This window comes from Pelomonas aquatica, assembly GCF_026712205.1.
Classification (GTDB): Bacteria; Pseudomonadota; Gammaproteobacteria; order Burkholderiales; family Burkholderiaceae_C; genus Pelomonas; species Pelomonas aquatica.
The window spans coordinates 91,036-105,024 of the sequence record NZ_JAPPUW010000004.1; the positions used below are offsets into that span (position 1 = coordinate 91,036).

Genomic DNA, 13,989 nt, shown 5'->3' on the forward strand with positions numbered 1-13,989 from the left:
TTGTAGGGAGGGCAGATCACCCCTGCGGGGATGCCCGTACTCTGAGAATTTGCAAGTCGGCGCTGCCGTCGGCGAGCACCGCGCGCACCTCGGCACCGGGCTGCAGCGCCTGCACGGACGTGATCGCGCCGCCCTGCCCATCGTCCAGCCAGGCATAGCCGCGTGCCAGCACATGTTGGGGATCCAGGGCCTGCAGCCGGGCCTGCAGTGCATCGAGCCGCGCGGCCTGGCGGGCCAGCGCGTCGCGCTGCGCGCGCGCATGGCGCTGGGCGATGTGCTCGAGGCGCTGGCGCAACAGCTCGACGCGCCGCCCCGGCGCCGCCGTCGCGCGCTGAGCCAGCAGCTCCAGCAGGCGGCGCTGGCGGGCCAGCGCGTCGCTGGGGCGGGCCAGGCGCAGCGCGAGGCGGTCCAGACGCTGGCCCAGGGTCTGCAGCCGGTGGTCCACGCGCAGCGCCAGGCCGCGCTCCAGGCTGGCGAGTTCGGCCAGCAGCGCCTCGCGGGACGGCGCCGCCAGCTCGGCGGCAGCCGTGGGCGTGGGCGCGCGCAAGTCGGCCGCCAGGTCGCACAGCGTCACGTCGGTCTCGTGGCCGACACCGCAGACGACGGGCAGGGCCGACGCCGCAACCGCGCGCACGACGCGCTCGTCGTTGAAGGCCCACAGGTCTTCCAGCGAGCCGCCGCCGCGCACCAGCAGCAGCAGGTCGACCTCGGCGCGCGCATTGGCCGTGCGCAGCGCGCTGACCAGGGCCGGCGGCGCTTCGGCGCCCTGCACGAGGCTGGGATAGACGACCACCTCGACCTGCGGCGCGCGGCGCGCCAGCGCGGTCAGCACGTCGTGCAGGGCCGCACCGGCCGTGGACGTGACGACGCCGATGCGCCGCGGGTGGCTGGGCAGCGCGCGCTTGGCCTCGGCGTCGAAGAGGCCCTCGGCCGTGAGCCGCGCGCGCAGCTTCAGGAACTGCTCGTACAGCGAGCCGGCGCCGGCACGGCGCATGGCCTCGACGACGAACTGCAGTTCGCCGCGCGGCTCGTAGACGGCCACGCGGCCGCGCAGTTCGACCAGTGCGCCGTCGGCCGGCGAAAAATCCAGCATCGCCGCCGCGCGCCGGAACATCGCGCAGCGCAGGCTGGCGGCCAGGCCGTCGGCGTCCTTCAGCGTGAAGTAGCAGTGGCCGCTGGCCGCGCGCGTGAAGCCGGCGATCTCGCCGCCGACCACGACGACGGAGAAGCGCTCGGCCAGGCTCTGTGCAATCGCGTCGACCAGGCCGGCCACGCCCCAGACACGACGGCCCGATGCGGCTTCGCGGCCTTCAATCACGCGCAAACCCAATGCCGGCGCGGGCCGGGAAGTCCACAGCCGCGCCAACACTGGGCTGGCGGGCGATTTCGGCCCCTGCGCGCCGTCATGGCGTCGTCATGAGCATATAAGGCCTTGTTTTTCAATTCGAAATCCGCTGCTCAAACTTGAGGCAAGTTGTCCAAGGCCTTGATTTGACGGCCCCTGCCGCCTTCCGCCCCGCGTTTGCCCACAAAGTTATCCACAGCGACGGTGGATTGTGAGCAGGCTTTTCAGGCCGCCAGGGACTGGCTTCGCGGGCCGGGGCTGGGGTCATAATCCCGCGCACTCATCCGGCCCCTGCGGCCGTTCTTCCGACGGGGACGACCTTGTTTTCGATCATACAAGCGGCCGGCTGGCCGATCTGGCCCTTGCTCCTGTGTTCCGTGGTGGCCCTGGCCCTGGTCATCGAGCGCCTGTCCAGCCTGCGCACCAGCCGCGTGCTGCCGGCGCGGCTGCTGGACGACGTGATGAACGTCAGCGCCCAGCAGCTGCCGGCGCCCGACATGGTCGACCGCCTGGCCGAGAACTCCGTGCTCGGCGAAGTGCTGGCCGCCGGCCTGCGCGCCGTCACGTCCGAGCCGCAGATGCCCGAGGGCAAGCTGCGCCTGGTGTTCGAGTTCGCCGGCCGCCGCGCCGTGCACCAGCTCGAGCGCTACATGAACACGCTGGGGACCATCGCCACCGCGGCACCGCTGCTGGGCCTGATGGGCACCGTGGTCGGCATGATCGAGATCTTCGGCAGCCAGACGCCCGGCGGCGGCAACCCGGCCCAGTTGGCGCACGGCATCTCCATCGCCCTCTACAACACGGCCTTCGGTCTGATGATCGCCATCCCGTCGCTGATGTTCTACCGCTACTTCCGCGGCAAGATCGAGGAGTACGTGCTCGAACTCGAAGCCGCCGCCGACCGCCTGCTGGGCCAGCTGCGCCGCTACACGGCCTGAAATGAACTGCCCCGCGTCCGGTCTCGCCGCGCTGAACGCGGGCGCGTCCAGCCGGTCCCCCGAGGGGACGGCGATGCAAGCGGCGTTGAGCCGCTTGCACATCGCCTGCGGGCCGGCTTGGGAGCGGCCCGGCACCGACCCGCAGCCTGCTGCACACAACGGATGAACTGACACATGAGATTCCGCTCCCCGCACCGCGAGCCGCCGGAGATCAACCTGATCCCCTTCATCGACGTGCTGCTGGTGATCCTGATCTTCCTGATGCTGTCGACGACCTATTCCAAGTTCACCGAACTGCAGATCACGCTGCCCTCGGCGGACGCCGAGAAGCTCAAGGACAGGCCGCAGGAGGTCATCGTCGGCATCGCGGCAGACGGCCGCTTCGTCATCAACCGCCAGCCGGTGGAAGGCCGCTCGGTGGACATCCTGATCGGCGCGCTGCGCCAGGCCTCGGGCGGCAACGCGGACGCTTCGCTGATCATCTCGGCCGACGCGGCCACGCCCCACCAGGCCGTCATCAACGTGATGGACGCCGCGCGCCGCGTCGGCCTGACGCGTGTCACCTTCGCCGCGCAGACCGACGCTCGCTGATCGGCTCCAGCGCGAGTGGTTGAGCGGCGGCCCGCTGTCCGCCGCGCTGCTGCCGCTGAGCTGGCTCTACCGCGGGCTGCTGGCACTGCGCCGCCTGGCCTACCGCATCGGCCTGAAACGGACCGAGGCGCTGCCCGTGCCCGTCATCGTGGTCGGCAACTGGATCGTCGGCGGCGCCGGCAAGACGCCGACGACGCTGGCCCTGCTGGAGCTGCTGCGCGCACGCGGCCTGAAGGCCGGCGTGGTGTCGCGCGGCTACGGCCGCGAGAGTGACGGCGTGCGCGTCGCCAGCCCTGCCTCGACGGCAGGCGAACTGGGCGACGAACCCCTGCTGATCCACAGACGCGGCCGCGTGCCCGTGGCCGTCGGCAGTGACCGCGGCGCCGCGGCAAGGGCGCTGCTGGTGGCCCATCCCGGCCTGGACCTGCTGGTCAGCGATGACGGCCTGCAGCACTGGCGGCTGCCGCGGGAGCTGAGCCTGCTGGTCTTCGACGAGCGGGGCCTCGGCAATGGCCGGCTGCTGCCTGCCGGCCCGCTGCGCCAGCCGCCCACGCCGCTGGCCGCGGACGACCTCGTCGTCTACAACTCGGCCCGCGCCAGCACCGCGTTGCCCGGCTTCGTCGCCGAGCGCCGCCTGGCGGGCGCCGTGCCGCTGGCCGGCTGGTGGGCCGGCGAGCCGGCGGACATGGCCACGCTGCTCGCGCTGCGCGCCCTGCCCGGCCTGCGGGCCTGCGCCGGACTCGCGCGCCCGCAGCGCTTCTTCGACATGCTGGCCGGCCTGGGCCTGAGCTTCGAGCCCCTGCCCCTGCCCGACCATGCCGACTTCCACACACTCCCCTGGCCCGCGGACGCGGCCGGCGTGCTGCTGACCGAGAAGGACGCGGTCAAGCTGCCGCCCGAGCGCGCTGGCCCCACGCCGATCTGGGTCGTGACGCTAGACTTTGCCCTTGGCGCCGGCTTCGAGGCCGCGCTGGATACCCAACTTCAACGCCTGTTTCCTGGTAGGACCTGTTAACAGGGTGGTAATGGGTCGCGTTGTGATCAGAAAGGCCTCAGGCAAGGCGCAAACCGGAGCCGGGTCGGGTACCCGGCGAGGATTTGCAACGCCGAATGAGGCCTTTCTGATCACAACCCTTCGGGAAGGCCCGCCGCCACGGGCCACTCGTCGTTGCGTCACTTGCCCGCACATGAGTGCGGGCGGCGTGCCGCGCCTAGATTGGCCCGTGGCGGCGGGCCTTCGCGACCCATTACCACCCTGTTAACAGGTCCCCTATGGATCAACGACTGATCGAGATGCTGGTCTGCCCGCTGTGCAAAGGGCCGCTGACGCTGCTGCGCGGCGCCGAGCCCGACTTGCCGGCCCTGGCCTGCCGCGCCGACCGCCTGGCCTTCCCGATCCGCGACGGCATCCCGCTGATGCTGGAGAACGAGGCCAAGCCCTGGGACCCCGAGGCCGCCAGCGCCCCTGTGCCGCTGGCGCCGGCCGATTGATGGGCTTCACCGTCATCATCCCGGCGCGCCTCGCGTCGACCCGCCTGCCGAACAAGCCGCTGGCCGACATCGCCGGCCTGCCGATGATCGTGCGCGTCGCGCGCCGTGCGGCCGAGTCGGGGGCGAGCCAGGTCGTCGTCGCGACGGACGCGCCCGAGGTGGCCGCCGCCTGCGCGGGCCACGGCGTGCGCGCGCTGATGACGCGTGCCGACCACCCCTCGGGCAGCGACCGCCTCGCCGAGGCCGTCGAGCAGCTCGGACTGGCGGACGACGCGACAGTCGTCAACGTGCAGGGCGACGAGCCGCTGATCGCGCCGGCGATGATCGACGCCTGCGCCGCGACGCTGGCCGCCCAGCCCGACTGCGTGATGGCCACCGTCGCGCATGAACTGAGCGAGGCTTCCGAGTTCGCGAATCCGAACGTCGTCAAGCTCGTCACCGACAAGGCCGGGCGGGCGCTGTACTTCTCGCGCGCCCCCATCGCCTGGTGGCGCGACGGCGCCGGCCAGCCCAAGCAGGCGCTGCGCCATGTCGGCCTCTACGCCTACCGCGCCGGCTTCCTGCGCCGCTTCCCGACGCTGGCGGTCAGCCCGCTGGAGCAGATCGAGTCGCTGGAGCAGTTGCGCGTGCTCTGGCATGGCGAGCGCATCGCGGTGCACGTCAGCCCGGAACGGCCCGGCCCGGGCGTCGACACGCCCGAGGATCTGGAACGTGTTCGCCGCTTGATCCGGGCGTAAGCACCAGTTTGGAGCGTCAGGCCCTCGAAAGGCCACATGCGATACTCGACCGCTGAGCTGAGGCAGGACTTCCACATGGTCCTGACACAAAGAGGAGACCCATGCGACTGATTCTTCTGGGCGCCCCCGGCGCCGGCAAAGGCACCCAAGCTGCCTTCATCTGCAAGCAATTCGGCATTCCGCAGATCTCCACCGGCGACATGCTGCGCGCCGCCGTCAAGGCCGGCACGCCGCTGGGCCAGCAGGCCGACGCCGTGATGAAGTCCGGCGGCCTCGTCAGCGACGACCTCATCATCGCGCTGGTCAAGGAACGCATCGACCAGCCCGACTGCGCCGCCGGCTTCCTGTTCGACGGTTTCCCGCGCACCATCCCCCAGGCGGACGCGATGAAGGCGGCCGGCGTCAAGCTGGACTATGTGCTCGAGATCGACGTGCCCTTCGACGCCATCATCGAGCGCATGAGCGGCCGCCGCTCCCATCCGGCGTCAGGCCGCACCTACCACGTCAAGTTCAACCCGCCCAAGGTCGAAGGCAAGGACGACGAAACCGGCGAGCCGCTGGTGCAGCGCGACGACGACAGGGAAGAGACCGTCAAGAAGCGCCTGGACGTCTACTCCGCGCAAACCCGCCCGCTGGTCGACTACTACTCGCAGTGGGCCGCCACCGGCGACGCCAAGGCACCCAGGTACCGCCGCATCGAAGGCATGGGCTCGGTGGACGACATCACGCGGCGCGCGCTTGCTGCGCTGAGCAGCTGAAGCCGTCGCACTGCCCACAAAGGCCGCTGCCCTCGCGCCCAGCGGCTTTTTTGTCGGCCACAATTGACGTTTACGTCAATCAACCCAGGAGATCCTCATCATGGAAATCGCAGGCAAGGTGTTCATCGTCACCGGCGGCGCCTCGGGCCTCGGCGAAGGCACGGCCCGCATGCTGGCCGCCCACGGCGCCAAGGTCGTCATCGCCGACCTGCAGGTCGAGCGCGGCCAGGCCATCGCGGCCGAGCTCGGCGGCGTCTTCGTCAAGTGCGATGTCAGCCAGGAGGCCGACGGCCAGGCCGTCGTGGCCGCGGCCACCGGCCTGGGCAAGCTGATGGGCCTCGTGAACTGCGCCGGCATCGCGCCGGCCATCAAGACGGTCGGCAAGGACGGCGCCCATCCGCTGGCCAGCTTCACGAGGACCATCACGGTCAACCTGATCGGCAGCTTCAACATGATCCGCCTTGCCGCCGAGGCCATGGCGAAGAACGAGCCCGAGTCCACCGGCGAACGCGGCGTGATGATCTCGACGGCCTCGGTCGCGGCCTACGACGGCCAGATCGGCCAGGCGGCCTATTCGGCCTCCAAGGGCGGCGTCGTCGGCATGACCCTGCCCATCGCCCGCGACCTGGCCCGCAACGGCATCCGCAACATGACCATCGCCCCGGGCATCTTCGGCACGCCGATGCTGTTCGGCATGCCGCAGGAGGTGCAGGACGCGCTGGCCGCCAGCGTCCCCTTCCCGAGCCGCCTGGGCAAGCCCGAGGACTACGCCAAGCTTGTGCACCAGATCATCACGAACGACATGCTCAACGGCGAGGTCATCCGCCTGGACGGCGCGATCCGCCTGGCGCCGAAGTGAGCGCCGCGGCGACATGAAAAAAGGGCCTGGTGCGAACCAGGCCCTTTTTGTTTGGCGAACGCCGGGTCAGTGCCTGGCCGAACGCGACTGGATGATCCACAGGCGGGCAAGGTCGGCGGCGCCGTCCGTGCCCTTGACCGTCTTCCAGGCCGCCTGGGCCTTGCCTGCCTCGCCGCCCAGGTAATGGGCCAGGCCCAAGTAGAGCTTGGCGTCCTCGGGGCGCTTCAGATTGCCCTTGGCGATGCCCTGCTCGATCTGCGACACGCCCTTCTTGGCGTCGCCACCGAAAGCATTGGCGAGGCCGAGCGCCACGAAGGCATTGCCGTCCTTGGCTTCCTCGGCGGCCTTCTCGTTGGCCGCGGCACCTGCCTTGGCTTCACCGATCTTCTTGATCATCAGGTCGGCCAGGCGCTTGTGGCGTGCGCCCTCCGCGCCCTGGCCCAGCACGCCGGCGGCCATGCCCTTGTCGACGACCTGCTTGCCTTCGTCGGGATAGCCGGCCTGGGCGGCGAGCTGCGCCATCTCCATGTAGTCGTTGGCCTCGCGCATATTGCCGGTCGCCAGGCGCAGGCGATACAGGTCGAGCTGGTAGCGGTCCGACGCGAAGCTCTTCTTCTGCGGCAGGCTGCCCAGGATCTGGGCCCAGAGCCTGGGATCGGGGTAGTAGTTCAGCAGCTTCTCGGTCGCGACGCCTTCGGCGCTCGCATCGCCCTTCTTCTGGGCCGCGAACAGCAGCAGGTTGAGCTTGTCGCGCGAGGGCGCGCGGCCGGCGCGCTCGTCGGCCGCGATCTCGTCCAGCGTGTCCTTGATCGTCCCGGCCATGTCGCCCGACAGGAACTGCGCGTTCTGCTGCACCTGCTTCATCGCGGGGCTGTTGCCGCCTTCCTTGAAGTAGCGCTGCGCCCAGGTCAGCGCCTTGGCGTTGTCCTTGTTGCGCAGATAGGTGCCGGCGATGGATTCCATCATCTGCAGTTGCTGGGCCTGGCCGAGCTTGCCGGCGGCCTTCAGGGTCTCGAAGCCCCTGACCATGGAGTCCGCATCGCCCGCGCCCGAGGCGGCGGCAACGCGCATGCCTTCGATCGCGTTGTTCTCGGCCTGAGTGCGGCCGCCGACGGCCTCGGCGTCGCGCACCTTGCCCAGGGCTTCCTTGTACTTGCCCGCCTTGATCAGCTTGCTGGCTTCGGTCAGCTGGGTGCCGATCTCCTTGCGCACGCTTTCCTGGGCCGACGCCTGGCTGACGCCGAATTCAGCGCCGGGCGCGCCGTTCAGGGACAGGGCCAGGGCGCCAACGGCGACGGCCACCATGGTTTTCAGAGTCTTCAACTTGTTCTCCTGCAAAGCAAAAACGCGCCGCCCTCTCGGGCAGCGCGCATTCAAAGTGTCGGCGTCGGCTGTCCCGAGTTCACGTCACTTGACGTACTGCTCGTTGCCGACCATGCCCATCTTCTTGACGCCGTTGCGCTGGGCCGAGGCCATCACCGCGGCGACAGCACCGTAGTCCACCAGCTTGTTCGGCTTGATGTGGATTTCGGGCTGGTCGGTCAAGGTCATCGCGCCGACTTCCTGCATCTTGGCGTTCACGGCGTCGATGCTCGGCAGCGCGGCCTCGTCCCAGTAGATCGTGCCGTCGAAGTCGATCATGACCGTATGCACGACCGGATCGTGGTCGGGCGGGTTCGTGCTCGGCGGCGGCATGTCCAGGTTGATCGTGTGCAGCTGGATGGGGATGGTGATGATCAGCATCACCAGCAGCACCAGCATCACGTCGATCAGCGGCGTCGTGTTGACGTCCATCATGACTTCGGGTTCACCGCTGCCCGACGAACTTCCAACATTCATTCCCATATTCGACTCCTGGGATCAACCGCCGCGAGCGGGCGGCTCGGTGACGAAGTTGATCTTCATGATGCCAGCACGCTGGCAGGCGAAGACCACACGGCCCACCGATTCATAACGGGACTTGTCGTCGCCGCGGATGTGCACCTCGGGCTGCGGGTTCTTGACCGATTCCTTGCCGAGGCGCTGCACCAGCTCCTCCATGTCAGGAACCAGCTTGGTAGCCCAGTAGACCTCGCCATCCTTGGCGACCGAGATTTCGATGTTTTCCGGCTTGGTGACGCGGACGATGTTGGTCTCCTTGGGGAGATTCACCGCGACCGACTGCGTCACCACCGGCACGGTGATGAGGAAGATGATCAACAGCACCAACATCACGTCCACGAGGGGCGTGGTGTTGATGGACGAGACCACATCGTCATCGCCGGAAGAGGATCCGACGTTCATGCCCATGGCATTGGCTCCTGTGCGAGCTGCTCGGGGATCAGCGCTTGGCGACGGCGCGATTGCCCATCAGCACGCCATGCAGGTCGCCGGCGAAGGCGCGAACCTGGCCCATCACGCTCTTGTTGCGATTGACCAGCCAGTTGTAGCCCAGCACGGCCGGCACGGCGACGACCAGACCGATGGCGGTCATGATCAGCGCGGCGCCCACGGGGCCGGCCACCTTGTCGATGGAAGCCTGGCCGGCGACGCCGATGGCGGTCAGCGCGTTCAGGATGCCCCACACGGTGCCGAACAGGCCGACGAAGGGAGCGGTCGAGCCGACGGTTGCCAGGAAGCCCAGGCCCGACGAGATCTTGGTGTTGACGTCGCCAACGGCGCGGTCGACGTTCATCGTGACCCAGCTGCTGTGGTCGATGTTCTCGGTCAGCGCGCCTTCATGGTGCTCCGAAGCCTCGATGGCAGCGGTGGCGATGTAGCGGAAGGCGCTTTCTTCCTTCAGGCCCTTGACGCCGTCGTTCAGGCTGGCCTTCTTGAAGAAGCTGGTGCGGACGTCCTTGGCTTCGGACGACAGCTTGCTCGTGTCCCACAGACGCACGACCAGGATGTACCACGAACCCATGGACATGATGCCCAGGATCAGCAGCACGACCTGGTCGACGACGTTGCCGTGGGCAACGATATTGGCCAGGCTGTAGGGGTTCTCGGGCTTGGCGGCGGGCGCCGGGGCAGCAGCAGGAGCAGCGGCGTCCGCCACCACGGCCGAGGCGGCATCGGCCGGCTTCTGGTCTTGGGCATGAGCGGGCGAAACGGCCAGGGTCGCGGCCACAGCGATAGCGGCGAAGAAGCCGGTAATGCGAGAGATCATGGAGTCAACTCCTACGGAAAATTCTGGTTTGGTGTTTGGTTGAATGCGCCGGGCGGGCGCCGAATTCGAAGCGGAACTTAATTACTCGATCTTGAACTGGAACTCCTGCTCGAACACATGATCGCCCGGGCACTCATAGGTGTCGCGCAGCGTGGCCTCGATGGCCTGGACCAGCGCACGTTGCGCCTTGCGGTCCACGCCGCCACGCAACGACGTGATTTCGACGGCAGTGACGCGACCGGCCTTGACGGTCGCGACAGCCTTGTACAAGGCTTCGCCACTCCAGTTGACTGACGGCATCTCCGGCTTGCCCATCTTGGTGCAGACCATGCCGGCGGTGATCTTGGCGGGCCTGGGTGCCGGGGCCGCGACGGGTGCCGCCGGTGCGGGGCGCACTTCGGCGACCGCGGGCGGCGCGACCTGCGTCGACTGGATGGCCGGCGCCGGCGGTGCCGGTGCGGTCACCTGGAACTCGGGTGGCGGCACGAAAGGCGGCGGCGGGGCCTTGAGATCCGGCGGCGGCGGCACCACCTTGTCAGGCGGCGGCGGCGGCTTGACCTTCTCCTCGATCACCTTGGTCTCGATGGGGCCGGTGACCTTCTTGACGATGTCTCGCGCCAGGCCACTCGCCAGCGCATAAATGGCCACGACGTGAATCAGGACCACGACGCCGAGGCCCGTGAACCGGGACGCGCCCTGCTTCTCCTGCGCAAAATTCATGCGCGCTCCTTCTTGCAACTACAAATCACAGTCAATGACTTCTTCTCAGGACAGCGTCTGAACGCGAGGCGGACGTTGCATTCCTGCGCTCGCCAAGCTCCTGAAGGGCATGGATTCTAGATCGCGGAGAGCTCGATTCCGACTCGTCGAAAACACGCAGTCCGCCCGGTTTGTAAAGTCTCTTTGCACCGGTTCGAGGAAAAAAAAACGCCCGGTGGCTGGAGCCGTCGGGCATACGTTTCATCGCCACGAACCAAGTGCAGACCGACTGCACACCGGCCAGAACCTGGCCATGCGGGCATCTTAGCCCTGCGTTCCGGGGCCACTTCCTGGGGCTAACCCCAGCAGGCGCAACAGCCCGATTACAGGGTCATGACGCAGCAAAAAAGCCGCGCCTCTCGGCGCGGCTCTGCCTTCCGGCTCGGCAACTTCAGGCTCAGAAGAACTTGTAGTTGATGCGACCGTAGAACTGGCGACCGACCGGGTTGGTGTAGGTCGAGTCGTAACCGGTCTGGAACGCCAGCGTGTTGCGAGACAGTGGCGGATCGCGGTCGAACAGGTTCTTCACACCGACGCTCAGCGTCAGGGACTTGGTCGGCTTGAGGCCGAACTGCGTGTCCCAGGTCGAGTAGGACGCAACGCGGCGCGACGCCGGATAGGTCGTGCCATTCACCAGATCCGGATCCGTGAAGTCCTCGTAGCTGTTCGTGAAGTTGTTCGTCAGCGAGAAGTCGAACATGCCCTTGGACCAGGTGCCGGTCAGCGAATGGCGCCAGCGCGGCGCGGCACCGAAATCCTTGAAGCGGCCCAGGTCGCTGACCTTGGGCGTGGCAAAGTACTGGTAGCCGTGCGTCAGGAACATCGTCCCGTCGAAGCTCAGGCCGAAGGCGCCGAGACCGGCCAGCTTGGTGCGCGCCTGCGCACTGAAGTCCAGGCCGGAGGCGTAGAACTTGCCGGTGTTGTCATACGGCAGGAACACGTAGGCGATCGGGAAGCGATTGTCCTGGCTGCCCGGGATCGGCTTCAGCTGGTTCGGGTCGTTCAGCGGGTCGTAGCGCAGGATGAAGTCCTTGTAGGTGTTCGGATCGTTCATCACCTGCAGTTCGGACTTCTGTTGGATCGGGTCCGTAATCGACACGTTCCAGTAATCCAGGCCCAGCGTCAGTTCCTTCAGCGGCGAGAACGCCATGCCAAGCGAGAACTGGCGCGACTTCTCGGGGCGCAGGTTCGGGTTGCCCGCCGTGCCCGCATTGAACTGCACATTGCACTCGTCCTGCAGGGCGCCGACGTAGTAGGCCGGGTCCGTGAAGGTCGAATCGGGCAGGGCCTTGCCGGCCGGGCAGCGGATCGGATCGTTGTAGCTGGACGCCGTGTTGTTGTCGGTCGTCAGCGGACGCAGGTTCTCGTACAGCGTCGGCGCGCGATAGCCCTTGGCAATCGAGCCGCGCAGCACCAGGTCCTTCGTCGGCTGGTAGCGCAGGCTGGCCTTGGGGCTGAAGCTGTTGAAGCTGGTGCCGAAGTCGTTCTTGTAGCTGTCGTAGCGGGCCGCCAGGTTCAGCTCCAACTCCTTCAGGATGGGCACATTGACCTCGCCGAACAGACCGTAGACCTTGCGGCCGCCGGTCACGCCGGGCACCGAGCCGCCGCCGCCGACTTCGTCGCCGCTGGCCAGCACCGCGTCGGAAATCTGCTCCAGGTTCTCCTTGCGCGCATTGAAGCCGACCGCCATCGCCACCGGGCCGGTGGACAGCTCGACGATGTCGCGCGAGACCTTGAAGTCGAACTCGGTGGACTTCGAATTGGCGGCCTGCTGGCGCCCCTTGATCAGCGTGCCGTCAAGCACGGCCTGGCTGGTGGCATCCTGCGGGCCGAAGATGTTGATGGCGCCGGACTGCAGCGCGGGGAACAGCTTGGCGTAGCTGAACTTGCCCGGGCCGAAGAAGATCTCGCCCTTGTTCTGCGAGAACACCACCGCCGTGTCGTAGTCCCAGCCGGCCAGCGTGCCCTTGGCGCCAACGAGGACGCGGTCGGTCTGGGTCTCGGTGATGTCGGAGCGGCCGCCGCCGGCGACGGTACGCCAGTTGCCGCCGATCGAGCTGGCGGGCGTGACCACGAGATCGTTGGCCAGCACCGTGTCCTGGGTCAGCACCGTGCCGTCGGGCATGGTGTAGGGCTTCGCCGGCGTCGCGGTCAGCGTCATGCCCTTGGGCAAAGTGATGGTCTTGGGATAGAAGCGGCCATTCGTCGGGTAGCGCACCGCAAACTTGGGATCGGTATAGGGCGCCGGCGAGTAGTAGGACTGCACGCGGTCGCGGTTGTGCATGGCCTCGAAGATCAGCTGATTGTCCGAGTCGAGCTGCAAGACGCCGCGGGCCGAGAAATTGGCGCGCCACTGCTGGGGGATCAGGTCGATGAACTTGACATAGTCGGTGCCGCAGCGCTTGGCGTCGAGCACCACCAGCGCGAACTGGGGCGAGTTGCAGCCGGTGTAGCGCAGCGGGTTCACGTTGGTGTACTTGTTGCCCAGCGTGTCGGTGAAGTTCAGGTTGGGGATGCCATCGCGCGGCGAGGCCTTGTTGATGCCCAGGGCGGGCACGACGGCCGACGTGGCGAAGGGACGATCCCTGGCCTTGAGCGCCTGGATTTCCTCCTTGCCCGCGGTGATCATCACGTTGAAGCGATCCTTGGCCAGGTCGCCGAAACCCACCGCCGCGTTGATGTTGCTGACGTTGCCGCCGGTCTTGTCGGACTTGTACTCGGTCCAGGTCACCTCGGCGCCCTGGTAGTCCTTCTTCAGGATGAAGTTGATGACACCGGCCACGGCATCGGCGCCATAGGTGGATGAGGCGCCGTCACGCACGACTTCAACGCGCTCGACGGCGGCCAGCGGGATGGAGTTCAGGTCGACCGGGCTGTTGCCGAACGCGAAGTTGGCCACGCGGCGGCCGTTCAACAACACCAGCGTGTACTTGGAGCCGAGGCCGCGCAGGTTGGCGGTCGAGGCGCCGCCGGTGGCGCCGACGTTGTTGGCCACCACGTTGCCGCCGAAGCTGGCCGCGATGTTCTGGACGAGATCCTGCACCGTCGTCGCACCGCTGCGCGCGATGTCCTCCTTAGTGACGGTCGAGATCGGCAGCGAGGTTTCGGCCGAGACGCGCTTGATGCTCGAGCCGGTGACCTCGATGCGCTCCAGCTTCTGGGTTTCCTGGGCCAGCACGCTCGTCGCGGCCAACGCGAGGATCGCACTGGTGATGGTGGTGATTTTGAACATTGAGACTCCTGATGAGACTGGGGGGCCGTCCCGATCAAGGGACGGCGCTGACCCGGATGGGGTCAATCCTTGGCCTGAGCGAATGGCTCAGATTTGGAGTGCCGAAAGTTTGAGCGGGCACAACATGCCGC

At 67.6% G+C, this 13,989-nt stretch carries 14 protein-coding genes; 7 read left to right on the forward strand and 7 right to left on the reverse strand.

All coding sequences use genetic code 11. The annotated features are described in order from the left end of the window. Positions 1-16: 16 nt before the first annotated feature. Positions 17-1,318: an exodeoxyribonuclease VII large subunit gene (xseA, locus tag NYP07_RS05450; protein WP_268148238.1), complete on the reverse strand. Its 1,302-nt coding sequence runs from the start codon at positions 1,316-1,318 to the stop codon at positions 17-19. Between the two features lie 347 nt (positions 1,319-1,665). Here xseA and NYP07_RS05455 point away from each other — a divergent pair, with 347 nt between their 5' ends. The 7 genes from NYP07_RS05455 (at position 1,666) to NYP07_RS05485 (ending at position 6,719) form a co-directional block, all read left to right on the forward strand. Continuing rightward, on the forward strand, positions 1,666-2,283 hold the full coding sequence (locus tag NYP07_RS05455) for a MotA/TolQ/ExbB proton channel family protein (protein ID WP_268148240.1): 618 nt from the start codon (positions 1,666-1,668) through the stop codon (positions 2,281-2,283). A 174-nt stretch (positions 2,284-2,457) separates the two neighbouring features. Then, complete coding sequence (locus NYP07_RS05460; protein ID WP_268148242.1) at positions 2,458-2,874, forward strand: ExbD/TolR family protein; 417 nt, start codon at positions 2,458-2,460, stop codon at positions 2,872-2,874. A gap of 19 nt (positions 2,875-2,893) precedes the next feature. Further along, complete coding sequence (lpxK, locus tag NYP07_RS05465; RefSeq protein ID WP_268148244.1) at positions 2,894-3,889, forward strand: tetraacyldisaccharide 4'-kinase; 996 nt, start codon at positions 2,894-2,896, stop codon at positions 3,887-3,889. A 257-nt stretch (positions 3,890-4,146) separates the two neighbouring features. Then, a complete protein-coding gene (locus NYP07_RS05470) occupies positions 4,147-4,365 on the forward strand; it encodes a Trm112 family protein (protein WP_268148246.1) in 219 nt (72 codons plus the stop codon). Next, positions 4,365-5,102 carry a 3-deoxy-manno-octulosonate cytidylyltransferase gene (gene kdsB, locus NYP07_RS05475; RefSeq protein WP_268148248.1) on the forward strand — a complete coding sequence of 246 codons (738 nt, stop codon included), beginning with the start codon at positions 4,365-4,367 and terminating at the stop codon, positions 5,100-5,102. The genes NYP07_RS05470 and kdsB overlap by 1 nt, the downstream gene beginning before the upstream one ends. Before the next feature lie 101 nt (positions 5,103-5,203). Continuing rightward, positions 5,204-5,860 carry an adenylate kinase gene (gene adk / locus NYP07_RS05480; protein WP_268148250.1) on the forward strand — a complete coding sequence of 219 codons (657 nt, stop codon included), beginning with the start codon at positions 5,204-5,206 and terminating at the stop codon, positions 5,858-5,860. 100 nt (positions 5,861-5,960) lie between these two features. Beyond that, positions 5,961-6,719 (forward strand): 3-hydroxyacyl-CoA dehydrogenase, encoded by a 759-nt coding sequence (locus NYP07_RS05485; RefSeq protein WP_268148252.1) that lies wholly within the window; start codon positions 5,961-5,963, stop codon positions 6,717-6,719. Positions 6,720-6,785: 66 nt separating this feature from the next. Here NYP07_RS05485 and NYP07_RS05490 read toward each other — a convergent pair whose 3' ends face one another. From NYP07_RS05490 to NYP07_RS05515, 6 genes are all read right to left on the reverse strand, one after another. Next, entirely contained in the window at positions 6,786-8,042 is a 1,257-nt protein-coding gene (locus NYP07_RS05490) for a hypothetical protein (protein WP_268148254.1), read from the reverse strand. A gap of 84 nt (positions 8,043-8,126) precedes the next feature. Then, positions 8,127-8,564, reverse strand: coding sequence for an ExbD/TolR family protein (locus NYP07_RS05495; RefSeq protein ID WP_268148256.1), 438 nt, complete (start codon positions 8,562-8,564; stop codon positions 8,127-8,129). Between the two features lie 15 nt (positions 8,565-8,579). Continuing rightward, positions 8,580-9,008: an ExbD/TolR family protein gene (locus NYP07_RS05500; RefSeq protein ID WP_268148258.1), complete on the reverse strand. Its 429-nt coding sequence runs from the start codon at positions 9,006-9,008 to the stop codon at positions 8,580-8,582. A gap of 31 nt (positions 9,009-9,039) precedes the next feature. After that, on the reverse strand, positions 9,040-9,867 hold the full coding sequence (locus NYP07_RS05505; protein ID WP_268148259.1) for a MotA/TolQ/ExbB proton channel family protein: 828 nt from the start codon (positions 9,865-9,867) through the stop codon (positions 9,040-9,042). 81 nt (positions 9,868-9,948) lie between these two features. Further along, a complete protein-coding gene (locus NYP07_RS05510; protein ID WP_268148261.1) occupies positions 9,949-10,587 on the reverse strand; it encodes an ABC transporter substrate-binding protein in 639 nt (212 codons plus the stop codon). Positions 10,588-11,023: 436 nt separating this feature from the next. Beyond that, positions 11,024-13,858, reverse strand: coding sequence for a TonB-dependent receptor plug domain-containing protein (locus NYP07_RS05515; protein WP_268148263.1), 2,835 nt, complete (start codon positions 13,856-13,858; stop codon positions 11,024-11,026). Positions 13,859-13,989 lie beyond the last annotated feature (131 nt).

Excerpts from the sequence above, each read along its gene's own strand:
- NYP07_RS05470 (WP_268148246.1), top strand. The coding sequence starts at position 4,147 with ATGGATCAACGACTGATCGAGATGCTGGTCTGCCCGCTGTGCAAAGGG.
- NYP07_RS05495 (WP_268148256.1), bottom strand. The coding sequence starts at position 8,564 with ATGGGAATGAATGTTGGAAGTTCGTCGGGCAGCGGTGAACCCGAAGTC.
- kdsB (WP_268148248.1), top strand. The coding sequence starts at position 4,365 with ATGGGCTTCACCGTCATCATCCCGGCGCGCCTCGCGTCGACCCGCCTG.
- adk (WP_268148250.1), top strand. The coding sequence starts at position 5,204 with ATGCGACTGATTCTTCTGGGCGCCCCCGGCGCCGGCAAAGGCACCCAA.
- NYP07_RS05460 (WP_268148242.1), top strand. The coding sequence starts at position 2,458 with ATGAGATTCCGCTCCCCGCACCGCGAGCCGCCGGAGATCAACCTGATC.
- NYP07_RS05505 (WP_268148259.1), bottom strand. The coding sequence starts at position 9,867 with ATGATCTCTCGCATTACCGGCTTCTTCGCCGCTATCGCTGTGGCCGCG.
- NYP07_RS05485 (WP_268148252.1), top strand. The coding sequence starts at position 5,961 with ATGGAAATCGCAGGCAAGGTGTTCATCGTCACCGGCGGCGCCTCGGGC.
- NYP07_RS05515 (WP_268148263.1), bottom strand. The coding sequence starts at position 13,858 with ATGTTCAAAATCACCACCATCACCAGTGCGATCCTCGCGTTGGCCGCG.
- NYP07_RS05500 (WP_268148258.1), bottom strand. The coding sequence starts at position 9,008 with ATGGGCATGAACGTCGGATCCTCTTCCGGCGATGACGATGTGGTCTCG.
- NYP07_RS05510 (WP_268148261.1), bottom strand. The coding sequence starts at position 10,587 with ATGAATTTTGCGCAGGAGAAGCAGGGCGCGTCCCGGTTCACGGGCCTC.